This is a genomic window from Bradyrhizobium sp. LA2.1 (assembly GCF_040547725.1).
Classification (GTDB): Bacteria; Pseudomonadota; Alphaproteobacteria; order Rhizobiales; family Xanthobacteraceae; genus Bradyrhizobium; species Bradyrhizobium barranii.
This window is the reverse complement of record NZ_JBEPQI010000005.1, coordinates 234,299-255,439: the sequence shown is the minus strand read 5'-3', so window position 1 is coordinate 255,439 and position 21,141 is coordinate 234,299. Positions and strand designations below refer to the sequence as shown.

The following is a 21,141-nucleotide window of genomic DNA, read 5'->3' as shown; positions in this document are numbered from 1 at the left end:
TCAAGCGCGCTGCTTGCCGAGATCGGCGATGTCGACATTGTGGGTTTCGCGCGCGGTGGCCGCTGATGCCGCCGAGATCACGCAGCAGCAGGCAACGAAGATTGCCACGGGAATCCAGCCGTTCGGCCCTTCGCCGACCAGGCTCGCACTCACCAGCGGCGTGAAGCCGGCGGCGAGGAAGCCGAGCTGCGTGCCGATCGCCGTGCCGGAGTAACGCACGCGCGCGTCGAACATCTCCGCATAGAACGACGGCCAGATCGCGTTCGGCGCGGCGTAGATGACGCCCGAGAGGATCATCGCCGCGGCGAAGATCGCCAGCGTATTCCCTGATGTCACCAGCATGAAGTATGGGAACACCAGCACCGCGCAGCCGAGCACACCACCGATGAACACCGGCTTGCGGCCGATCCTGTCGGCCAGCAGCGCCCACAGCGGCTGGGTGATCAGCGCGGTGACATTGCCGAGCACGCCGGCCCACAGCATGGTCGGGCGGGCGACGCCGAACTTGCTGGTGGCATAGCCGAGCGCGAACACCGCGGTCATCGTGCTCACGGTGGCGATCAGCGCACAGACGATGACGCGCAGCACGTCCGGCCAGTAGTCGCGCATGAGCGTAACGACCGGGAAGCGCGCCACCTGCGCCTTGTCCTTGATGTCTTCGAAGACGGGCGTTTCCGGCATGGTCCTCCGCACCAGGTAGGCGACCAGCAGCACGAGCGCGGAGAGCAGGAACGGAATGCGCCAGCCCCAGCTCAACAACTGGTCTTCCGGCAGGCTCGACACCGGGATGAACACCAGTGTTGCAAGGATCGCGCCGGCCTGGGTGCCGCTCAGGGTCCAGCTCGTGAAGAAGGCGCGGTTGGAATTGGCGGAATGCTCCAGCGTCAACGAGTTGGCTCCGCTCTGCTCGCCGGCGGCCGACAGGCCCTGCAACAGGCGGAGCAGCGTCAGGATGACAGGCGCGGCGTTGCCGATCGTCTTGGCATCCGGCAACAGGCCGATCGCCAGCGTCGAGCCGCCCATCAGCACCAGCGTGAACAAGAGCACCGTCTTGCGGCCGATACGGTCGCCGAAATGGCCGAGGATGACGGCCCCGACCGGGCGCGCGATATAGCCGATACCGAAGGAGAGCAACGCGAGCAGCGTCGCGGTCGAGGGATCGACGTTGGCGAAGAACACTTTCGGAAAGATCAGCGCCGCAGCGGTGCCGTAGATGAAGAAGTCGTAGTATTCGAGCATGCTGCCGACGAAGCTGACCAGCGCGGCGCGCTTCGGCAGCTTGTTCGGCGCGGCTTCCGCGCTGGATGATGCGCGCAGCGGTGCGGTTGACGTCAACGTCATTGAAGGCTCCTCCCCATGTGGCCGGTGCGGTTCGCGTCAGGCAGATCGCCTCGCGCGCGTTTTCTGGTTCTGGTTGCCGCAACTTTGTTTGGAGCGATAATGTACGAACTAGTACGTTTATGCAATACGCATTGGATCAGTGCCCGGACGGATGAAATTTGCCTTCACCTTCAAGGTGATCCGTGGAAACTGGCGGGAGAAACAGTGATGCTCGAGCGTATGCCGCCCCCATCGAAGCGCACCAACGACCCCGAGCGCACCAAGCGCGACATCCTCGAAGTGGCGATGGCCGAATTCGCGTCGGAGGGCTATTCCGGCGCCCGCGTCGATGCGATCGCGGCGCGCACGCGCACATCCAAGCGGATGATCTATTACTATTTCGGCGGCAAGGAGCAGCTCTACCTCGCGGTGCTGGAGGAGGCCTATCGCAGCATCCGCGCGCTGGAAGACCAGCTCGACATCGAAAGCTGCGACGCCCGCGAAGGATTGCGCCGGCTGATCGAGGCCACCTTCGACCATGACGAGCGCAATCCAAACTTCATCCGCCTCGTCAGCATCGAGAACATCCACCACGGCAAGCACCTCAAGCAGAATCTGCAACTGCGCCAGCTCAACGCCAGCGTGATCGCGACACTCGACGGCATCCTCGAACGCGGCCGCGGCGAAGGCGCCTTCCGCGACGACGTCGACGCCATCGACCTGCACCTCGCCATCTCTTCCTACTGCTTCTTCCGCGTCGCCAACCGCCACACCTTCGGCGCCCTGTTCGACCGCGACCTCAGCGAGCCCAGGGTGCTGGCAAAGAGCCGGACGCAGATCGTGGAGATGATTTTGGCGTGGCTCGGGGCGAAGGGTTAGCCACACACTTGCTGTCATTCCCCGCGACCCGGCTACGCCAAGGCTTCGCCGGGACTGCGGTCCAGGGGCGCCGAAGCTTTAGCGTAGGCGGCAGGCGGGGAATCCAGTACGCTGCGGCCTATCGAGGAACCACTACCGTCTCTGGAATACTGAATCACCCGCTTTCGCGGGTGATGACGGCGGAGGCCGGAGCCCCCCTCACCCGCCCTTCTTGCCCCGCGTGCTCGCCAGCAGCACCAGCATGAACGACGCCACCGTCATCAGCGTCGAGATCGCGGCGATGGTCGGGTCGATCTCGTCACGCAGCGCGGTGAACATGCGCTTGGTCAGCGGCTGATACTGGCCGCCGGAGATGAACAGCGCGACGATGGTCTCGTCCATCGCCGAGATAAAGGCGAAGATGCCGCCCGCGACCACGCTGGACTTGATCTGCGGCAGCGTCACCGCGAAGAAGCTGCGCAGGCGGTTCATGCCGAGGCTGCGCGCCACCATCTCCTGCGCCGGATCGAAGCTCTGCAAGCCCGCGAGCACCGAGATGACGACGTAGGGCAGGCCCAGCATCACATTCGCCAGCACGAGGCCGGGCATGGTCGCGACCAGGCCGACCTTTGCATAGACGAAGAAGATGCCGACCGCAGTGATGATGATCGGCACCACCAGCGGCAGCAGCAGCGCCATGTGGATGATGCGCATGATGCGCAGCTTCGACTGGCTGATCGCGTAGGCCGCCGCGACCCCGCACGGCGTTGCGATCAGGACCGTGAAGAACGCGACCGTCAGCGTCACCCGCGTCGCCTGCATCCAGGCCGGATTGGCGAAATATTGCTGGTACCAGCGCAGCGAGAACGACGGCGGCGGGAACGTCAGGAAGCGCGCACTGGAAAACGAGATCGGCGCGATGATCAGCACGGGCAGGATCAGATAGACCAGCACCAGCGCGCTGATCACGTAGAGGACAATCCGTGCGGGCGAAGTGCGCGTCATTTCTGCCCCAACACGCGATCGAGCGAGATGAAGCGGCTGACGGCGAAGAAGATCAGGAGCACGCTGAGGAGCAGCACCACGGCGACCGCGCTCGCGGCGCCGAACTGGTTGTAGAGCTCGACATTGCGGCTCACCAGCATCGACACCATCACGGTTCGGCCGCCGCCGAGCAATTCCGGCGTGATGTAGAAGCCGAGGCAGAGCACGAACACCATGGTGCAGCCGGCGAGCACGCCCGGCAGCGACAGCGGCAGGAACACACGGAAGAAGGTGAGCGACGGGCTCGCCCCCAGGCTCGCGCCGGCCTGCAACAAATCGCCGGGGATCTTCTGCATGGTGGCATAGAGCGGCAGCACCATGAACGGCAGCAGGATGTGCACGGTCGCAACCACCGTGCCGAACGTGTTGTGCACCAGCGCGAGCGGTTCGGAGATGACATCGAGATAGCGCAGGAACTGGTTGATGACGCCGGTGCGCTGGAGCAGCGCCAGCCACGCATAGGCGCGCACCAGCACGCTGGTCCAGAACGGCAGCACCACCAGCGACAGGATGAGGATGCTCCAGCCTTTCGGCACCGCGTTGGCGAGATAGGCGACGGGATAGCCGAGCAGCAGCGCGATCACGGTGACGGCGAGGCTGATCTCGAAGGTCAGCGCAAAGCTGCGCCAGTAGATGTCTTCGGTGAAGACCCGGCGATAGTTCTCCAGCGTGAAGCCGTCATGGTAGATCGACTGCCAGGCGAGCCAGCCGACCGGCAGTACGATCAGGAGAAGAATCACGAGCAGCGCCGGCGACACCAATGCCAGCATCAGCGCATGCTCGCGGCGCTGATGCTTTTGGGAGGAATCTGGCATGGATGTCGCCAAGGCTGACCTCGCTCACTTCTGCATGAACGACGCCCAGCGCTTCTCGGCGGCCTCGCCCGCGGGCGAGGACCACCAGGCGTAGGACATCAGCGCCTGCTTGGCCGCATTCGCCGGCTCGCTCGGCAGTTGCGCGGCGCGCTCGGGCTTGATCACGCCGGTCTCGAACGCCTTCGGATTGCCCGGACCGTAGTCGATGTGGAGCGGCAGATTGGCCTGGTGCACGGGATCGACGGCCTCGTTGACGAATTTGACTGCCGTCTCCAGATTCGGCGCGCCCTTGAGGATGCAGAGCGAAGTGCTCTGAAGGACGCCCTGGTTGTAGGTGAAGGAGACCTTTGCACCCTCCTTGGCCACCGCGCTGACGCGGCCGTTCCAGGCCATCTCCATGTCGACCTCGCCGTCATTGAGGAGCTGCGCCGACTGCGCGCCTGAGGTCCACCACACGGTGATGTGCGGCTTGATCTCTTCCAGCTTCTTGAAGGCGCGGTCGACGTCGAGCGGGTAGAGCTTGTCGGGCGCAACGCCATCGGCCATCAGCGCGGCCTCGAGCGTCGCGAACGGATGGTTGCGCAGCGCGCGGCGGCCGGGAAATTTCTTCACGTCCCAGAAATCGGCCCAACTGTTCGGCGCGTCCTTCGGGAAGGTCTTCTGGCTGTAGGACAGCACGCTGGAATAGAACTCGTATGACACCGAATAGGGACTGCGATAGGCCTCCGGCATCGCCGCGCCGTTTGGAATCTTCGAAAAGTCGAGCTTCTCGATCAGCCCCTGCTCGCCGCCGCGCAGGCAGTTGCCGGTCGGGGTGTCGACGACGTCCCAGATCGGCTTGCCGCTGCCGACCTGCGTCTTGATCGCGGGCCAGGCGTCGGGAATGGAGTCCTGGTTGATGGTGATGCCGAGCTTCTTGGCGGACGGATCGAGGATCGCCACCGTCTGCGCCGCCTGATAGGCTCCGCCTTGCGAGACGAAGGTGATCTGCTCGGCGGCGTTTGCCGCGGTGGTAAATCCGATTGCGCCCAGCACGGCACAGCCCAATCCAAAATTCCGCTTCGTCATCATCCTCGCCTCCTCCATCACCAAATAATCTCACTGACCGATCGCATCGAGAAACTGGTACCAGCCGGCAACCATGCGCACGGCGGGCTCGCGCAGCGGATAGAACGGGATCGCCTTCATGCGCCTGATATCGAGCAGCCCGACCTCGGGCGTCTCGCCGCGGACAAAGGCGGCGAGATAGCGGCCCATCAGGCTCGACATCGCAACACCCGCGCCGTTGTAACCCATCGAGACCAGCGTGCGGTCGTCGAGCCGGCCGATATGCGGCACCGAGTCCAGCGTCATGCCGACGAGGCCCGACCATTTGTAGGCGAGCGGCACATCGGCAAGATCCGGGAAGATGCCGACCATCGCCTTGCGCAAGGCGTCGAAGGCGGCTTGCGAGTCCTGCTTGCCGAAAGCGCCGCGGCCGCCAAAGATGACGCGGTTGTCGACCATGCGGAACCAGCGCATCATGCGCTTGGTCTCGGTGTAGGTGCGCCCCGTCGGCATCAGCTTGCCCGCGAGATTGCGCGGCAGCTGCTCGGTCGCGACCATGGCGCTGCGGAATGGGATCAGCGTACGCTGCATATGCGCGGTCGCGCTGGTGAGATCGGAATAGCTGTTGGTGGCGATGATCGCCTGCTTCGCGCGCACCGCGCCTTGCGGCGTCTCGGCGACGATGCCGCCGTTCTCGCGCCGGAGTTTGACCACCGGCGACCCCTGGAAGATGGGAACGCCGCGGCTCGCCACACCATTTGCGAGCCCGCGCAGATAGTTCAGCGGATGGATGCCGCCGGAGCCGGGATTGAGCACACCGCCGACAAAAATGTCGGAGCCGGTTTCGTCACGCACCCCGCGCTTGTCGAGGATGCGGACTTCGGCGGAGCCCATCTCGCGCGTCATCCAGTTGGCCTCGTCGATCGCGGCCTTCAGCGTCGTCTCGTTGTGGGCGGCCTTGACCTGGCCCGTGCGTGTCAGCGCCGCGCTGGCGATACCAAACTCGGAGACCAGCTCCTCGACGATGTCAGTCGATTCATGCGCGATCTCGTACATGCGCTGCGCCATGACGCGGCCATGGGTGGCGTCGATCTCGCGGAACGACAGGCGAAATTTCGCGGTAATCACCCCGCCATTGCGGCCGCTCGCGCCCCAGCCGGGACGGTTCGCCTCCAGCACGATGGGGCTAAGCCCGCTCTTGGCGATGTGGTGCGCCGCGGAGAGGCCCGTGTAGCCTGCACCGATGATCACCACATCCGCCTGTCGCTCGCCCGACATCACGGGACACGCGCGCGCCGGCTCCGCCGTGGCTTCCCACAGCGAGTTGGCCGATGGCAGTGCGCTCCAGTCCCGTGTCATGCCGCCGCTCATGCCTTATGCCGCCGGTCCGATCGCCGCGTCGGCCAGCGCCTTCAGCGTCGGGAAGTGGAAGTCCGGCTTGGTCAGCGTCTCAACCGCCGGCGTGCCGCCGAACCCGGCGATGCCCTGGCGGCGCTCGATCCAGCACACCTTGTAGCCAAGCTTTCGCGCGATCCCGATGTCGTGGTACTGGCTCTGCGCGACGTGCAGAATGTCGGACTGCTTGTAGCCGAATGCGGACTGGCGCCCCTTGTTGTAGGCGAAGAACTCCGGGTTCGGCTTGGCAACGCCGGTATCGTCGGCGCAGACGGTGTCGTCGAAGGGATTGCCGAGCGCGTGCGCGTAGCAGGAGAGCGCGACGCGGTCGGCATTGGTCATCGCCACCAGCCGGAATTTCGTGCGCAGGCGCTTCAGCGCCTCGACCGAATCCGCGAACGGCCCCCAGCGCAGCACCGAGAGCTGGAACACATCGCAGGACGCATCGTCGGAGGGAAGCCCGAGCTCCTTGGCGAGATGGCGATAGACGTGGAACATCGCCTCGCTCGAGCGCTCATAATGCTTGTCGCGGCCGCGCTTGTAGGGCTCGAAGATCTGCTCGTCGCTGAGCCCGGCCGGCGACTTGCCGGAGATCTTGCGTACCGCGGAGAGCACGCCGGTCTCGAAATCGATCAAGGTGCCGACGACGTCGAAGGTGAGAACCTTGAAATTGCTGAACGAGGCTGCTGACGACATCTTTGGTTTCTTCTCTCGGTTGAACAAGGCTTGAGTTCAGTCCCCCGCCCTGGGGACAACGATGGTGTCCTCGGGGTGAAGGGTCACGGTGAGGCTGCCGCCGAGCGGCGGGATGCGGCTGTAGGCCTGGTGATAGCTCGGCTGGCGCAGGCTGAGCGCGATGCCATCGGTGAGCGCCAGGAAGATGCGGAGACTCTCGCCCTGGTAGACGATGTCGGTGACCGTCCCGGTCAGCCGGTTGCAGGCGGCATCCTGCGCGCCGTCGTCGATCAGGAGTTTTTCGCTGTGCACGGCGAGCATCAAGGCATCGCCAGAGGGAATGGCGCGGGCGCTGCGCAATAGCGCGTTGCCGAGTACGACGCTGGAGGCATCGACGCGGCGAACAGGCAGCATCGTCGCTTCCCCGATGAAGCTCGCGACGAAGGAATCCGCGGGATGATCGTGCAGCCGCTCGGGCGCGTCGATCTGGATCAGCCGGCCGTCCTTCATCACGGCGACGCGGTCGCTCATGGTCAGCGCTTCGCGCTGGTCGTGGGTGACGTAGATGATGGTGGCACCGATGCGCCGGTGCAGCGCGCGCAGCTCGATCTGCATGGATTCGCGGAGCTGCTTGTCGAGCGCGGAGAGCGGCTCGTCCATCAGGATCAACCGCGGCTCGAAGATCATCGCACGCGCCAGCGCCACGCGCTGGCGCTGGCCGCCGGAGAGCTGCGCGATGCCGCGCTCTTCATAGCCGGCGAGACCGACCATCGCGAGCGCCGCGCGCACCTTGTCGGGCCAGCTCGCTTTCGGCAGGCGCCGTGCGCGCAGGGGAAAGGCGACGTTCTCGCCGACGCTCATATGCGGGAACAGCGCGTAGTTCTGGAACACCACGCCGATGTCGCGCTTGTGCGGCGGCATCCAGGTGACGTCACGACCGCCGAACAGGATGGTTCCGCGCGATGGCAGGATGAAGCCGCCGAGAATTCCAAGCAGCGTGGTCTTGCCGGAGCCGGAGGGGCCGAGCAGCGAGACGAATTCGCCGGCGCCGACATTGAGCGAAACGTCGTCGAGAGCGCGAACGGGGCCATACGCCTTGCTCGCGGACCTGATCTCGACGCTTTCCGCTCGTTTGTCCAACGATCGACCTCGCCTCGTTCCCTGCAATGGCGTGCCTCACTGCGCGCCATAAGCCTGCTTTATAGACAGGAATGTTGACCACTCACGGCCGAAGCGTGCACCGCACCAATTCTTCGCTCGCAAGCCCTGTCTTTAGGCTGTGATGCCAATGACACCAGACTTGGCAAAACTCGGCAATTGCCAAATTCTCACCGCGTCCATAACATGGCGTTATGCCCGAGCTGCGCCGGATGCTGCCCTCCAGTAACGCCCTGTTCGTCTTCGACGCAGCGGCGCGCAATGGCAGTTTCACGGCGGCAGCAGCCGAGCTCAACGTCACGCAGCCGGCGGTAAGCCGCATGCTCGGACAGTTCGAGGAGCATCTCGGCGTCCGCCTGTTCGACCGCACTGCGGGGCGCGCGGTGCTCACCGAGGAAGGCGAGCTGCTTTATCGCCGCGTGCTCGAAGGCTTTCGCAGCATCGAAACCGGGCTCGTCGAGATCGAGCGGCGCCGCAAGGGCACCGAGACGGTGACGCTGTCGGTCTCCTCCGCCTTCACCACGCATTGGCTGATGCCGCGCATCGACAAGCTCCAGAAGCAATTTCCCGACGTCGATCTGCGCTTCCAGCTGATCTCCGGCGCGCTGCGCGGGCCGGTGGAGAATGTCGACCTCGGCATGCGCTTCCGTGACCGCGACGAGCCGTCATCCGGCGGCACGCTGGTGATGAAGGAAGTCATGCTGCCGATGTGCAGCCCCGGCTATCTCGGCGAGACCGATCCCACCGAAGGCAACACCATCATTCGCCTCGCCGAGACGCCGGGCGACTGGGCGGCGGATTACGCCTCGCTTCTCACCGGCCGCCGTGGCGCGGCCAAGGCGCTGAGCTTCACCGACTATGCCGTCGTGATGCAGGCCGCCCTGCTCGGCCAGGGCATCGCGCTCGGCTGGCTGACGGTGGCCTCGCACTGGCTCCTGACCGGCGCGCTGGTGCCGGCCTCCGAAACGCTCACCACCACGCGGCGCATCTGCGAATTCCTGCCGCCGCGCAACCGGCCGATGCGCCCCATCGCCGCCGAGATCCGCGACTGGATCATCGCGCAGATGAAAAACGAGATCGCCGCGATCGACCGGCTCTATCCGAAGCTCGGCGCGATGGCTGCCTGCTATTGAGGCCGAATGATCACCGCGCGCTACCCCGGCCGAAAGCGCAGATTGGCGCGCGATAGCTGGCTGATCGACGTACATCCCATCAGCTTCATATCGCGCACGAGCTCGGCCCGCAGCAGGCCGAGGGCCCGTTCGACGCCGGGCCGGCCGGCGGCGGCGAGCGGATAGAGATAGTATCGTCCAAGCCCGACCGCCTTGGCCCCGAGCGACAGCGCTTTCAGGATGTGCGTTCCGCGCTGGATGCCACCGTCCATCATCACGTCGATGCGGTCGCCCACGGCATCGACGATTTCGGCGAGCTGATCGAAAGCCGCGCGGGAGCCGTCGAGCTGGCGGCCGCCATGATTGGAAAGGACGATCCCGGCACAGCCGATATCGACCGCACGGCGCGCGTCTTCCACCGACATGATCCCCTTCAGGCAGAACGGGCCGTTCCAGGTCCGCACCATCTCCGCGACATCGTCCCAATTCATCGCGGGATCCAGCATGTCCGTGAAGTAGCGGCCGATCGACATGGCGCCGCCGCTCATGTCGACGTGCTCCTCCAGTTGCGGGAGCCTGAATTTCTCGTGGCTGACATACTGGATACCCCACATCGGCTTGATCGCGAACTGCAGCATCCCCGCAGGCGTCAGGCGGAAGGGAATGCTGAAGCCGGTGCGCAGATCGCGCTCGCGATTTCCCCCGGTGATGCTGTCGACCGTGAGCATCATCACCTCGACGCCCGCGTCCCTGGCGCGCTGCATCATGGCGCGGTTGAGACCGCGATCCCTGTGGAAATAGAATTGATAGACCTGCGGCGTGTCGTGGGCCTTGCGCAATTCCTCGAGCGACACCGTGCCCAGCGACGAGACGCCGAACATGGTGCCGTAGCTCGCTGCGGCAGCGGCGACGGCACGCTCGCCTTCATGATGGAACAGGCGCTGCAAGGCGGTCGGCGAGCAGTAGAATGGCAGCGCGAGCTTCTGGCCCATGATGGTGACCGAGAGATCGACGTCCTGCACGCCGCGCAGCACGTTGGGCAGAAGGTCGCAATGCTCGAAGCTCGCGCTGTTGCGGCGATGGGTGGTCTCATCGTCGGCCGCGCCATCGATGTAGTCGAAGATCGGACCGGGCAGTCGGCGGCGCGCCAGCCGCCGGAAATCGTGGAAGTTATGACACTGTGTCAGGCGCATTTCTCAACTCCGCTCACGGCATGCTCTGCGCGTCGATCATCTTGCCATCGCGCCGCCGATGCTGTCAGCGGCCGCCTTCGCGGCGATCTCTCGCCTGATGGAGCCGCCGGTCTCCTATCGATGCTCGATCGCCCTGATCGCGCCACGGAGTTCGGCGAGGCCGCGCAGGCGTCCGATCGCGGTATAGCCGGGATTGGTGCGCTTGGTGGCGGCGAGATCATCGAGCATACGATGGCCGTGGTCGGGACGGAACACGATTCTCTTGTCGGGCGAACGCCGCGCGTTCTCCTTCAACAGCGCCTTCAGTACCGCGACCATGTCGACGTCACCGTCGAGATGATCGGACTCGTAGAAGGACAGGCCATCGGCCTCGCGCTTGGTCGCGCGCAGATGCGCAAACGCAATGCGCGGTCCGAAGCGCTCGGCCATCGCGGGCAGATCGTTCCCGGCGCGCACGCCGAGCGAGCCCGTGCACAGGCAGATGCCGTTGGCCTTGGACGGCACGGCATCGAACAGCGCCTGATAGTCGTCGGCGGTCGAAGCAATGCGCGGCAGGCCGAACAGCGGGCGCGGCGGATCGTCGGGATGCAGCGTCAGGGAGACCCCGAGTTGCTCGGCGACCGGCGTGACGCGGCCCAGGAACTCGGCGAGATGCTGCCGCAGGATCTTTGGCGTGATGTCGCGATAGGTCTCCAGCCGGTCACGGAATTGCGGGATCGTCATCGGCTCGGTGGTCGAGCCCGGCAGCGCGCTGGCGATGACCATGACGAGGTAGTCGATATCGGCCTGGCTCATCTTCTCGAACAGCTGTTTGGCGCGCGCCTGCTGCTCGGGCGAATACTCCTGAACGGCGGCGGGACGCTTCAGGATATGCAGCTCGAACGCGGCAAAGCGGTCCTGGTCGAAGCGCATGGCGCGAGCACCGTTCGGCAGCTCCCACTCCAGATCGGTGCGGCACCAGTCCACCACCGGCATGAAATTGTAGCAGATGATCTTGATGCCGGCCGCGGCCACCGCTTCGAGACTCGCGATCCACGCGTCGATCGAGGCCGTCGCCTTAGCCCCGAGCCGCTTGACGTCGTCGGGGATCGGAATCGACTCCACCACCGACCAGGTCAGTTGCGAACGGCCGGGCTGGCCGTGCTCGATGAAGTTCTTGCGCTCCTCGACCGCCTTGCGTGTCCAGGCTTCGCCGATCGGCACCTGATGCAGCGCCGAGACGATATCCGTCGCCCCGGCCTGCCTGACATCGTCCAAAGACACCGGATCATCCGGACCGTACCAGCGCCATCCCTCGAGCATCATCGAAATTCTCCTAAAGCGTTTTCGAGCGAAGTGGATACCGGTTCGCGTGAAGAAAACGCGTCAAAACAAAGAATCAGTTCGCGGTCAGCACGACCTTGACGCTCTGCGAGCGGTCGAGCGCCAGCCGCAGTGCGTCCGGCGCGGTCGACAGCGGCCGCTCGGCAGTGACCAGCGACAGCACGTCGACGCTGCCTGCGCCGATCAGCTCCACCGCGGTCATGAACTCGAAGCCGAAGCGGAACGAGCCGCGCAGGTCGATCTCCTTGGCCATCACCGCATTCGACGGCGTCGGAATCTGGCCGCCCGGCAGATTGCCGATCTGCACCACAATGCCGCCGCGCCTGACAATGCCGATCGCGCTGGCAAGGCCCGCGGCGGTGCCCGAGACCTCGAACGCGACGTCATAGGGACGCGATGCGGCCTGTGCCTTCAGTCCTTCCTCGCCGACCGAGACGTTCTCGACATGCGATGCGCCGAGCCGGGTCGCAAAGGCGAGCGGCGCCGGCGCGATGTCGGCCACCGTGATGTCGGCCATACCGGCGCGGTGTGCGGCGAGCATTGTCAAAAGCCCGATCGGGCCGGCACCGAAGATGATGCCGCGCTTGCCCTCGATGTTGCCCGCGCGCGCCACCGCGTGCAGGCAGACCGCGAGCGGCTCGGCCAGCGCCGCGGCCTGATAGGACACGTGATCGGGGATCTTCACGCACTGCGCGGGGACCGCGTCGAAATAGTTGGCGAAGCCGCCCTGCATGTGCGGCGTCTTCGACGCCGAACCCATGAAGTAGATGTTCTCGCAGAGGTTCGGCCGGCCCTCGCGGCAGGCGACGCAATGGCCGCACCAGCGCGACGGATTGACGGCGACACGGTCGCCGACCTTCAGGTTCGCTGCGGAACCCGCGATCTCCACGACCTCGCCGGAGATCTCGTGGCCGAGCACGAGTGGCGACTTCACGACGAAATCGCCGGTCCGGGCATGACGGAAATAGTGCATGTCCGAGCCGCAGATGCCGCCGGCGCCGAAGCGGATGCGCACCATGCCATCAGCGAGCTTGTCGAGCGGATGCTCGATCATGCGCAGATCTTCGGGGCCGAACAGGGTTGCGGCGAGAGCGGTGGAGGTCATTTGGAGAGTCCCATGTATTTAGGCAGCCAGAGGGTCAGTTCGGGAATGTAGGTGATCGCGATCAGCGCGACCATCAGCGGCACCAGCCAGGGCAGGATCGCGACCGTCGTGCGCTCGACCGAGAGCTTGGCCACGCGGGCGAGCACGAACAGAACCATGCCGAGCGGCGGATGCAACAGGCCGATCATCAGGTTCAGCGTCATGATCAGACCGAAATGGATCGGATCAATGCCGAGCTTGAGCACGATCGGCAGCAGGATCGGCACCAGGATGGTGATCGCCGCCGTGGTGTCGATGAAGCAGCCGACGAACAGGATCAGGACGTTGGCGAGCGCCAGGAACACCCATTTGTTGTGGGTGATGCTGAGCATCCAGTCCGAGAGCATTTGGGCTGCCTGCGACACCGTCAGCAACCAGGCGAAGATCGAGGCCGCCGTGACGATGAACAGCACCGAGGCCGTGGTCTCGATGGTGTCGAAGGTCGCCTTCGCCACCGTCTTCAAGGTCATGGTACGGTAGCGGACGAGACCGAGGAACAGCGACCAGATCACGGCGGCGACCGCGGCCTCCGTCGGCGTGAACCAGCCGAGCGTCATGCCGCCGATCAGGATGACCGGCGCCATCAGCGCCATCACCGCCGAGAAGTCGAAGTACCAGTCGATCGCGAGCAGCGTGCCGAGGCCGATGACAACGGCCATGTTGGTCGACATGCCGGCCAGCACCATCAGCCAGATCGCGAGCGGGAAAGCGAGCACGATGGCGATCTCGAGGCCGGCCGAGCCGAGCTGCGGCCAGGAGAACGGCGTGTCGCTGCCCCATTTATTCTTGTGCGCGAAGTAGGTGACGGTGGCCATCATCAGCAGCGTCATGACGATGCCGGGAATGACGCCGCCGAGAAACAGCGCGCCGATCGAGACGTTCGCCATCATGCCGTAGATCACGAAGGGCAATGACGGCGGGATGATCGGCCCGAGCGTTGCGGACGCCGCGGTGACGCCGACGGAGAACTCGGTGGAATAGCCGTGGTCCTTCATCGCCTTGATCTCGATGGTGCCGAGACCGGCGGCGTCCGCGATCGCCGTGCCGGACATGCCGGAGAAGATCACCGAGCCGATGATATTGACGTGGCCGAGGCCGCCGCGCATCCAGCCGACCAGCGCGACCGCGAATTTATAGATGCGACCGGTCACGCCGGCGATGTTCATGAGATTGCCGGCCAGGATGAAGAACGGCACCGCGAGCAGCGGAAAGCTCTCGACGCCGGCGATCATGCGCTGCGCCAGCGTGACGTCAGGCGTCACGCCGCTGACCAGGATGTAGAGCAGCGACGACGCGGCCATGGCGATCGCCACGGGAACGCCGAGCAGCATCAGGATGAGGAAGCCTCCAAGCAACAGCAACATAACTTTACCCCTCAAAACCGTCGTAGGCGCCGGGACGTTCGAGGATCGAATAGCCCTGTCGCAGATGTTGGATGGCCACCTGCACCGAGCGCACGAACATCAGCGCGAAGCCCGCCAGCAAGGCGTAATAGACGTAGTCCTTGGGCAGATTGATCGTGGTCATCGACTCGTCGCCGATGATCTGGATGTAGACCCAGACCAGCTTGATGGCGTAGCCGAAGAAGGCGATCCGGATCAGGTCGATCGCGGTCGACAGCGCGCGCGCCACAACGTGCGGCAGATAGCGGTAGATCAGGTCGACCTGGATGTGCCGCGACAGCCGCACGCACATCGAGGAGCCGATGAAGACCACGCCGATCAGGCAGTAGGTCGCGATCTCCTCGGTCCAGGCATAGCTGTCGTTGAGGACGTAACGGGTGAAGAACTGGAGGAAGACGGCAAGCGCCATCACCCAGAAGATCACCAGCGCCACCCAGTCCTCGAAAGCGTAGACGCCGAGATCGACCTTCGGCACCGCCTCTTCCTCGAAGGTGTGGGCGATCTCGTCCCCGGTGATCTGCCGGTGCACTTCGACGGTGGACATGGGGTTACTCCTCAACCTCTTAATCGTCATTCCGGGGTGACTCGAAGAGCTGAACCCGGAACGACGACTTAGTTTTACGAACTCCGCTCCTCATCCTGAGGATATTGCGAAGCAAGCGTCTCGAAGGATGGCCTCGGGCGGCGCCTGAGCGACATCCGGGCCTTCATGGTTCGCCCGGCGATGCGAAGCATCGTCCGGAGCGCGCTTCGCGCTCCTCACCATGAGGGTCTCAGTTATTTCACCGCCTGAATGCGTTCCCAGTCGGCCTTGCGATAACCGAAGGTCTCGAACGCAACGTTCTTCAGCACGATGTCGCGGAACTCGTTCTTGTCGACCTCGGTCACGGTCAGTCCCTTCTCCTTGAAGAAGGAAACCAGCTTGGCCTCGTTCTGCTTGATCTCAGCGGTCGCTTTCGCAGCCGCCTCCTGGGCGACGTCGGTGAAGATCTTCTTGTCCTCGTCGCTCAGCTTCTTCCAGAGCGCGCCCGCAACCACCGTGTTGAGGTGGTCGACGATGTGGCCGGTCAGCACGATGTGCTTCTGCACTTCGTAGAACTTCTTGGCCTCGATCGTGGTCAGCGGGTTCTCCTGCGCCTCGACGGTGCCGTTCTGAAGCGCGAGATAGACTTCGGCGAACGCGATCGGCGCGGTGTTGGCGCCGCAGGCGCGCGGCATCGCGAGATAGGCCGGAACGTCGGGCACGCGCATCTTGAGGCCCTTGAGGTCGGCGCAGGTCTTGATCGGCTTGTTCGACGAGGTCTGGCGCACGCCGTAATAGGTCACCGCGACGATGTGGTGGCTGCTCTTGTCCTCATAGCCCTTGGCGAGCTCCTTGAAGATGTCGCTCTTGGTGTAGGCAAGGAGATGGTCGGCGTCGCGGAAGGTGTAGGGATAGTAGGTCACGCCGATCGGCGGGAAGCTCTTGGCCGCGAAGCTCGAGCCGGAGATGATGATGTCGACCGAGCCGAGCGAGAGGCCCTGGTTGATGTCGGCTTCCTTGCCGAGCTGCGAGGCCGGATAGACATCGACCGTATAGCGCCCGTTGGTGCGCTTGCCGATCTCCTGCGCGGCCCAGACCGAAGCGGTGTGGAACGGTTCCGAGGTCTCGTAGACATGGGCCCATTTGAGCTTGGTCTGCGCCATGCCGGGATTGGTCGCCGCGAACATTGCCGCGACCGAAGTCGCCAGCACCATCGTCATCTTCTTCAACACTGACTTATCCTCCACTGACTAAAGTCTGCTTCTTGTTTGCCCGCCCCAAAACCGGGACGAGCCGCCCAATCTCATCGTCGCCGCACGCTGCCGCTTTTGGCCTGCGTCTTCGCGCGTTTTGGTTTTGCCGGTTTCGCCGGCGTGCGCGCGACCCGGCCTCGCTCCGCAGGCGATCCCGCGGCGGTCTCGGCACCAAAATTCTGCGCAAAGCGCTCCTGCGAGCGCGCCAGATGCTTGCGCATGGCCTCGCGCGCGGCGTCCGGATCATGCGCCGCAATCGCGTCACGCACGGCGCAATGCTCGTCGAGCGCGGTGCGCCAGGTGCCTGGGCTCTCGAAGTAATGCGCAAGCTGCGCGAAATAGGGATTGAGGCGCTGGTCGAACAGCTCGCCGACCACGCGCACCAGCACGGCATTGCCGAGACTGCCGGCGATCGCGACGTGGAAGGCACGGTCGTGCACCATCGAGGCCTCGCCGGGATGCTCGACATTCTCCATGGCGACAAGCGACGCATTGATGCGGGCGATATCGTCCTTGGTCGCCACGCGCGCGGCCTGCTCGGCGATCGCGCTTTCGAGGAATTCGCGGGCGCGCAAGAGCTCGAACGGGCCTTCGATGCCGGCGGCTGGAAGCGCAGGCGCGGCGTCCGCTGGCTCGGTCACATAGATGCCGGAGCCGACGCGAATGCGGACGCGGCCCTCGACCTCGAGCGCGATCAGGGCTTCGCGCACCGTCGGCCGCGAGATCTTGAGCTGCTCGGCGAGTTCCCGTTCGGTCGGCAAGCGGCTGCCGACCGCGTACTCGCCGCTGTCGATCAGGCTTCGCAATTGATCGGCGACCTGGCGGTAAAGCCGTCTCGCCTCCACAGCTTCCAGCGGCACGCTGGCCTCCCCGAAAGGGTCTCGCCGGGAAGCTCGCGTCCCGGCGGCCCGCCAATTTTGGAAAATTGGTCTTACCAATTGACCGAAGCATTGACCGAGGACAGGCGCCATGTCAAGCAGCGGCCAAACACAGGGAGAGACGACCATGCGCCATACTTCAACGCGTCTTGGCCGCGCCAATCTCGACCGGCTGCCGTCCGCCATCCGCCGCCCGGCCTATGACCGCTCGCGCGTTACGCCCGGCATCGTGCATCTGGGCCTGGGCGCCTTTCATCGCGCGCACCAAGCCGTCGTCATCGACGACTGCCTTGCCGCAGGCGGCTCGTCCTGGGGCATCGTCGGCGCGAGCCTGCGCAGCCCGGATACGCGCGACGCCCTCGCCCCGCAGGATCATCTCTACACTGTCGCCGTGCGCGCCGCCGAAGGCACCGAACACCGCGTCATCGGCGCGCTGCTCGACAGCGTCGTCGCGCGCGAGAAGCCGGCAGGACTGGTCGAGCGGATGGCCGATCCCGCCATTCGCATCGTCTCGCTGACGGTCACCGAGAAGGGCTATTGCCACACGCCGCAGACCGGCGATCTCGACGAGCGCCATCCGGATGTCGTGCACGATCTCAACAATTTTGACGCACCGCGCTCGGCGCCCGGCTTCATCGTCGCCGCACTGGCGCGCCGGCGCGCACAGGGGCTTGCGCCCTTCACCGTGCTCTGCTGCGACAACCTCGCCGCCAACGGCCACACCGTGCAGCGGATCGTGACGCAGTTCGCCGCGCTCCGCTCGAAGGACCTCGGCAAGTGGATCGCCGATAGTACCGCCTTCCCATCGACGATGGTCGACCGCATCGTACCGGAGACGACGGACGCCGACCGGGATGCGATCTCGAACGCGCTCGGCATGCGCGACGCCTGGCCTGTGATGACCGAGCCGTTCACGCAATGGGTGGTCGAGGACCGCTTCACGGCGGGGCGGCCCGATCTCGCCGCCGCCGGTGTCGAGCTCGTCACCGACGTCAAGCCGTTCGAGCTGATGAAGCTGCGGCTGCTCAACGCCAGCCATTCGGCGCTGGCCTATCTCGGCTATCTCGCGGGCTACGAGACCATCGCCGACACCATGCTGGATCCGCATTTCGCCCGTCTCGCCGCGCAGGTGATGGAAGAGGCCGCGGTGACGCTGACGATGCCTGTTGGCACCGATCTCGCCGCCTATCGCGCCTCGCTGCTCAAGCGCTTCGCCAACCCCGCGCTGCATCACCGTACCTGGCAGATCGCGATGGACGGCTCGCAGAAGCTTCCGCAGCGCCTGCTCGGCGCGATGCAGGATCGCCTGCGCAAAGACCTGCCGATCGCGACGCATGCACTCGCGGTGGCCGGCTGGATGCGTTACGTCACCGCACGCGACGAGCAGGGCCGCGCCATCGACGTTCGCGATCCGCTCGCCGCCGAGTTCGCCGCGCTGGCGCGCGAGGCGGGTCCCGTCGCCGAACGGCTCGCGCCCGCATTGCTCGGGGTCGAGAAAGTGTTCGGACCGCTGGGCACTGAGCCGCGCCTGCGCGAGGCCGTGACCACGGCGCTCGGCCGTCTTTATAAGGATGGTGCGCGGCGAGCCGTGGAGACATTTGTCTCGGCGTGACCACAAAGCAGGCAATGCTGCACTGCGGTCCAAATCGAACGCAAAGTCGGACGGAAGTCGCGCTTGATTTTTGCCTGCCATTGCCCCACCCGAGAGGCATGGCAAAGGACAATAAGGTCATCGCCGCGAACGCGGCCTTCTACGCCGCCTTTTCAACGGGCGATTTCGACGAAATGGAGCGGATGTGGGCGGACGACGACGCCATTTCCTGCATCCATCCCGGCTGGCCGGCCATCATCGGCCGAGCCACGGTGATCGGCAGCTGGCGCGACATCCTGCAAAATCCGGAGCGGCCGCAGATCGTTTGTGCCGAACCGCAGGCGATCGTCGACGGCGACAGCGCGCGCGTGCTCTGCATCGAGATCGTCGACGGCACCGCTTTGGCCGCGGCCAACCATTTTCGCCGTGTCGGCGACGGCTGGCGGCTGGTGCACCACCAGTCGAGCCCAATCGCGCAGATTGTCGAGCAGGCTGAAGACGATAGAACGAGCCACCGCGTCCACTGACCGCGGCGGGCCGGCCGGCGCCTTCTACTGTGCATGGGGTTGTTTTTCAGTTTTTTGTCTTGAGCCCCCGAGTTCCGACAAATCGTCCAGCACGACCTGCGCCGCACTGAAATCATCGTCCCGAAAGAACATGCTTCTGGTGATGAGCACCGGAATGTTCGCCCGCGAGGCCGCGATCAGACCGTTGCGAGAATCCTCGATCGCGACGCAGTCGGCTGCGCCCAGCTTCAGCCGCGCCAGGGTTTCCAGATAGACATCGGGGGCCGGCTTCTTGTGGCGGACATCGTCGCCGGCGACGACCGCATCAAAATCCGCCGCCCAGCGCGTTCCCAGCGCCTGCGACAGCAGCGCATCGATATTGCCGTGCGAGGTGGTGGTCGCGATCGCAAGCCGTTGGCCACGGGCCCTCGCGGCGGTGAGCAGGTCCGCCACGCCGGGCCTTAAGGGGCAGCAGCCGGTTTCGATCAGCTCGGCGTAATGCGCGGTCTTGATGCGGTGAAGGGCTGCGATATCGGCATCCGGCAATGGCGGCGCAACCTGCAGCCTCGCGTGAAAGGCGCGCATGCGCTCCTTGCCGCCGGTGACACGCAGCAGCTCCTTGTAGACGGCCCGGTCCCACTGCCAGTCGAGACCGTGGCGAACGAAGGCGTGGTTGAAGGCCCGCCGATGCAGCTCCTCGGTTTCGGCCAGCGTGCCGTCGACATCGAAGATCAGTGCGGCGGCGCGCCCGATCAACTCGGCGGCACCGCATGGCACTGCGGCCGGCGCTTCTGCCTGCATGACCGACGCCTCCCTCCTGACAAGCGAGCATCGCCTGCCCTGGCGGCCGAGTAAAATTGCAATATCTTTTGCCGGACCCAAAAATCCCTTATGAGCGAACGGCGCGCAGCTCGCGCGAGCGGGAACTCCAGCACGGCAGGCGCATGCGGCTCTTCATCCTCGGCCTCGGCTACAGTGCCCGGCATTTCGTCGGCCAATTCGGCGGCGCCTTCTCGCATATCGCCGGCACCGTGCGCGATCCCGGCAAGCGAAACGACCTTGCCGGCATCGAGGTGCACGCCTTTTCCGGCAGCAGTCCGGCCCGCGAGGTGGTCGAGCGAGTCCGCGACGCCGGTGTCCTTCTCATATCGATCCCGCCCGGCAGCGCGGGCGACCCCGCAGTTACGGCCCTTGGCGACGCGCTCGCGCTCCGGCGGCGGAAGATCGTCTATCTCTCCACCATCGGCGTCTATGGCGATCACGCAGGCCGCTGGGTGGACGAGAGCACGCCGCCGCAGGCCACCCTCGACCGCACGCGAACGCGCGTTGCGGCGGAGCAAGCCTGGACCGCCGCGGCGCGCGGCGACGTCGCGATCCTGCGGCTTGCGGGCATCTACGGGCCCGGCCGCAACGCGCTGATGACGCTGCGGGCGGGGACGGCCCGGCGCATCATCAAGCCGGGGCAGGTCTTCAATCGCATCCACGCCGACGACATCGCGAGCGCGATCATGGCCGCGGTGAAGCACAGTGACGGCGGCACCTGGAACGTCTGCGACGACGAGCCGGCGCCGCCGCAGGATGTGATCGCTTATGCGGCGAAGCTGATGGGCCTTGCGCCGCCGCCCGAAGAGCCGTTCGAGACTGCCGAGATGTCGGCGATGGCCCGCAGCTTCTATGCCAGCAGTGCCCGGGTCTCCAACGCGAAACTGAAGCACGAGCTCGGTGTCACGCTTGCCCATCCGACCTATCGGCATGGCCTGGATGCATTGTGGCGCACCGGGCAAGGGCGATAGGTTCCGGTTATCTCCGACGCGTCCCAGACATGCCCCACCCGCGCTTGACTTCGCTCAGGCGCAGCCGTGATCTAGCCGCTCGGCGAGCCACCACAGAACGAGCTCGCCTT

General features: G+C 65.2%; 20 protein-coding genes. 5 read left to right on the top strand and 15 right to left on the bottom strand.

Annotated elements, in window-relative coordinates; translation table 11 throughout:
• The gene (locus ABIB95_RS11600; protein WP_354239406.1) at positions 1 to 1,341 is read right to left on the bottom strand and encodes an MFS transporter; all 1,341 of its coding nucleotides are present in this window, start codon (positions 1,339 to 1,341) and stop codon (positions 1 to 3) included.
• Positions 1,342 to 1,548: 207 nt separating this feature from the next.
• Here ABIB95_RS11600 and ABIB95_RS11595 point away from each other — a divergent pair, with 207 nt between their 5' ends.
• A complete protein-coding gene (locus ABIB95_RS11595) occupies positions 1,549 to 2,199 on the top strand; it encodes a TetR/AcrR family transcriptional regulator (protein WP_354239404.1) in 651 nt (216 codons plus the stop codon).
• A 198-nt stretch (positions 2,200 to 2,397) separates the two neighbouring features.
• Here ABIB95_RS11595 and ABIB95_RS11590 read toward each other — a convergent pair whose 3' ends face one another.
• The 6 genes from ABIB95_RS11590 to ABIB95_RS11565 are packed head-to-tail and all read right to left on the bottom strand — an operon-like array spanning position 2,398 to position 8,294.
• Positions 2,398 to 3,183, bottom strand: coding sequence for an ABC transporter permease (locus ABIB95_RS11590; RefSeq protein ID WP_085405285.1), 786 nt, complete (start codon positions 3,181 to 3,183; stop codon positions 2,398 to 2,400).
• Complete coding sequence (locus ABIB95_RS11585; RefSeq protein ID WP_354239401.1) at positions 3,180 to 4,037, bottom strand: ABC transporter permease; 858 nt, start codon at positions 4,035 to 4,037, stop codon at positions 3,180 to 3,182. Before ABIB95_RS11585 ends, ABIB95_RS11590 begins: the two co-directional genes overlap by 4 nt.
• Before the next feature lie 24 nt (positions 4,038 to 4,061).
• Complete coding sequence (locus ABIB95_RS11580; protein ID WP_354239399.1) at positions 4,062 to 5,108, bottom strand: ABC transporter substrate-binding protein; 1,047 nt, start codon at positions 5,106 to 5,108, stop codon at positions 4,062 to 4,064.
• A gap of 27 nt (positions 5,109 to 5,135) precedes the next feature.
• The gene (locus ABIB95_RS11575; protein WP_354239397.1) at positions 5,136 to 6,443 is read right to left on the bottom strand and encodes an NAD(P)/FAD-dependent oxidoreductase; all 1,308 of its coding nucleotides are present in this window, start codon (positions 6,441 to 6,443) and stop codon (positions 5,136 to 5,138) included.
• 15 nt (positions 6,444 to 6,458) lie between these two features.
• Positions 6,459 to 7,175, bottom strand: coding sequence for an HAD family hydrolase (locus tag ABIB95_RS11570; RefSeq protein ID WP_354239395.1), 717 nt, complete (start codon positions 7,173 to 7,175; stop codon positions 6,459 to 6,461).
• 36 nt (positions 7,176 to 7,211) lie between these two features.
• Positions 7,212 to 8,294, bottom strand: coding sequence for an ABC transporter ATP-binding protein (locus ABIB95_RS11565; protein ID WP_354239393.1), 1,083 nt, complete (start codon positions 8,292 to 8,294; stop codon positions 7,212 to 7,214).
• 212 nt (positions 8,295 to 8,506) lie between these two features.
• On the opposite strand from ABIB95_RS11565, the gene ABIB95_RS11560 reads away from it, so the two are divergent.
• Positions 8,507 to 9,445 carry a LysR family transcriptional regulator gene (locus ABIB95_RS11560; RefSeq protein ID WP_354239391.1) on the top strand — a complete coding sequence of 313 codons (939 nt, stop codon included), beginning with the start codon at positions 8,507 to 8,509 and terminating at the stop codon, positions 9,443 to 9,445.
• Positions 9,446 to 9,465: 20 nt separating this feature from the next.
• On the opposite strand, the gene ABIB95_RS11555 is transcribed toward ABIB95_RS11560, so the two are convergent.
• The 7 genes from ABIB95_RS11555 to ABIB95_RS11525 all read right to left on the bottom strand — a co-directional run bounded on the left by ABIB95_RS11555 (position 9,466) and on the right by ABIB95_RS11525 (position 17,123).
• On the bottom strand, positions 9,466 to 10,617 hold the full coding sequence (locus ABIB95_RS11555; protein ID WP_354239389.1) for an alpha-hydroxy acid oxidase: 1,152 nt from the start codon (positions 10,615 to 10,617) through the stop codon (positions 9,466 to 9,468).
• A gap of 114 nt (positions 10,618 to 10,731) precedes the next feature.
• A complete protein-coding gene (gene uxuA, locus ABIB95_RS11550; protein ID WP_354239387.1) occupies positions 10,732 to 11,922 on the bottom strand; it encodes a mannonate dehydratase in 1,191 nt (396 codons plus the stop codon).
• Between the two features lie 73 nt (positions 11,923 to 11,995).
• Positions 11,996 to 13,045, bottom strand: coding sequence for an L-idonate 5-dehydrogenase (locus ABIB95_RS11545; protein WP_354239385.1), 1,050 nt, complete (start codon positions 13,043 to 13,045; stop codon positions 11,996 to 11,998).
• Positions 13,042 to 14,448 carry a TRAP transporter large permease gene (locus ABIB95_RS11540; protein ID WP_028160738.1) on the bottom strand — a complete coding sequence of 469 codons (1,407 nt, stop codon included), beginning with the start codon at positions 14,446 to 14,448 and terminating at the stop codon, positions 13,042 to 13,044. The genes ABIB95_RS11545 and ABIB95_RS11540 overlap by 4 nt, the downstream gene beginning before the upstream one ends.
• 4 nt (positions 14,449 to 14,452) lie before the next feature.
• Positions 14,453 to 15,031, bottom strand: coding sequence for a TRAP transporter small permease (locus tag ABIB95_RS11535; protein ID WP_354239382.1), 579 nt, complete (start codon positions 15,029 to 15,031; stop codon positions 14,453 to 14,455).
• Between the two features lie 233 nt (positions 15,032 to 15,264).
• Positions 15,265 to 16,224: a sialic acid TRAP transporter substrate-binding protein SiaP gene (locus ABIB95_RS11530; RefSeq protein ID WP_354239737.1), complete on the bottom strand. Its 960-nt coding sequence runs from the start codon at positions 16,222 to 16,224 to the stop codon at positions 15,265 to 15,267.
• Between the two features lie 89 nt (positions 16,225 to 16,313).
• On the bottom strand, positions 16,314 to 17,123 hold the full coding sequence (locus tag ABIB95_RS11525) for a FadR/GntR family transcriptional regulator (RefSeq protein ID WP_354239380.1): 810 nt from the start codon (positions 17,121 to 17,123) through the stop codon (positions 16,314 to 16,316).
• 145 nt (positions 17,124 to 17,268) lie between these two features.
• On the opposite strand from ABIB95_RS11525, the gene ABIB95_RS11520 reads away from it, so the two are divergent.
• A complete protein-coding gene (locus ABIB95_RS11520; RefSeq protein ID WP_354239378.1) occupies positions 17,269 to 18,753 on the top strand; it encodes a mannitol dehydrogenase family protein in 1,485 nt (494 codons plus the stop codon).
• A gap of 98 nt (positions 18,754 to 18,851) precedes the next feature.
• Complete coding sequence (locus ABIB95_RS11515) at positions 18,852 to 19,259, top strand: nuclear transport factor 2 family protein (RefSeq protein WP_014492699.1); 408 nt, start codon at positions 18,852 to 18,854, stop codon at positions 19,257 to 19,259.
• 24 nt (positions 19,260 to 19,283) lie between these two features.
• Here the strand turns inward: ABIB95_RS11515 and ABIB95_RS11510 are convergent, their stop codons facing one another.
• Positions 19,284 to 20,039, bottom strand: coding sequence for an HAD family hydrolase (locus tag ABIB95_RS11510; protein ID WP_063981326.1), 756 nt, complete (start codon positions 20,037 to 20,039; stop codon positions 19,284 to 19,286).
• A gap of 143 nt (positions 20,040 to 20,182) precedes the next feature.
• Between ABIB95_RS11510 and ABIB95_RS11505 the strand changes: the two genes are divergently transcribed.
• On the top strand, positions 20,183 to 21,031 hold the full coding sequence (locus ABIB95_RS11505) for an NAD-dependent epimerase/dehydratase family protein (RefSeq protein WP_354239376.1): 849 nt from the start codon (positions 20,183 to 20,185) through the stop codon (positions 21,029 to 21,031).
• Positions 21,032 to 21,141 lie beyond the last annotated feature (110 nt).

What these genes read in the sequence shown, in the direction of transcription:
- ABIB95_RS11540 (WP_028160738.1), bottom strand. Translation starts at nt 14,448, where the DNA reads ATGTTGCTGTTGCTTGGAGGCTTCCTCATCCTGATGCTGCTCGGCGTT.
- ABIB95_RS11545 (WP_354239385.1), bottom strand. Translation starts at nt 13,045, where the DNA reads ATGACCTCCACCGCTCTCGCCGCAACCCTGTTCGGCCCCGAAGATCTG.
- ABIB95_RS11535 (WP_354239382.1), bottom strand. Translation starts at nt 15,031, where the DNA reads ATGTCCACCGTCGAAGTGCACCGGCAGATCACCGGGGACGAGATCGCC.
- ABIB95_RS11555 (WP_354239389.1), bottom strand. Translation starts at nt 10,617, where the DNA reads ATGCGCCTGACACAGTGTCATAACTTCCACGATTTCCGGCGGCTGGCG.
- ABIB95_RS11520 (WP_354239378.1), top strand. Translation starts at nt 17,269, where the DNA reads ATGCGCCATACTTCAACGCGTCTTGGCCGCGCCAATCTCGACCGGCTG.
- uxuA (WP_354239387.1), bottom strand. Translation starts at nt 11,922, where the DNA reads ATGATGCTCGAGGGATGGCGCTGGTACGGTCCGGATGATCCGGTGTCT.
- ABIB95_RS11575 (WP_354239397.1), bottom strand. Translation starts at nt 6,443, where the DNA reads ATGACACGGGACTGGAGCGCACTGCCATCGGCCAACTCGCTGTGGGAA.
- ABIB95_RS11510 (WP_063981326.1), bottom strand. Translation starts at nt 20,039, where the DNA reads ATGCAGGCAGAAGCGCCGGCCGCAGTGCCATGCGGTGCCGCCGAGTTG.
- ABIB95_RS11515 (WP_014492699.1), top strand. Translation starts at nt 18,852, where the DNA reads ATGGCAAAGGACAATAAGGTCATCGCCGCGAACGCGGCCTTCTACGCC.
- ABIB95_RS11595 (WP_354239404.1), top strand. Translation starts at nt 1,549, where the DNA reads ATGCTCGAGCGTATGCCGCCCCCATCGAAGCGCACCAACGACCCCGAG.
- ABIB95_RS11600 (WP_354239406.1), bottom strand. Translation starts at nt 1,341, where the DNA reads ATGACGTTGACGTCAACCGCACCGCTGCGCGCATCATCCAGCGCGGAA.
- ABIB95_RS11585 (WP_354239401.1), bottom strand. Translation starts at nt 4,037, where the DNA reads ATGCCAGATTCCTCCCAAAAGCATCAGCGCCGCGAGCATGCGCTGATG.
- ABIB95_RS11570 (WP_354239395.1), bottom strand. Translation starts at nt 7,175, where the DNA reads ATGTCGTCAGCAGCCTCGTTCAGCAATTTCAAGGTTCTCACCTTCGAC.
- ABIB95_RS11560 (WP_354239391.1), top strand. Translation starts at nt 8,507, where the DNA reads ATGCCCGAGCTGCGCCGGATGCTGCCCTCCAGTAACGCCCTGTTCGTC.
- ABIB95_RS11530 (WP_354239737.1), bottom strand. Translation starts at nt 16,224, where the DNA reads ATGGTGCTGGCGACTTCGGTCGCGGCAATGTTCGCGGCGACCAATCCC.
- ABIB95_RS11590 (WP_085405285.1), bottom strand. Translation starts at nt 3,183, where the DNA reads ATGACGCGCACTTCGCCCGCACGGATTGTCCTCTACGTGATCAGCGCG.
- ABIB95_RS11505 (WP_354239376.1), top strand. Translation starts at nt 20,183, where the DNA reads ATGCGGCTCTTCATCCTCGGCCTCGGCTACAGTGCCCGGCATTTCGTC.
- ABIB95_RS11580 (WP_354239399.1), bottom strand. Translation starts at nt 5,108, where the DNA reads ATGATGACGAAGCGGAATTTTGGATTGGGCTGTGCCGTGCTGGGCGCA.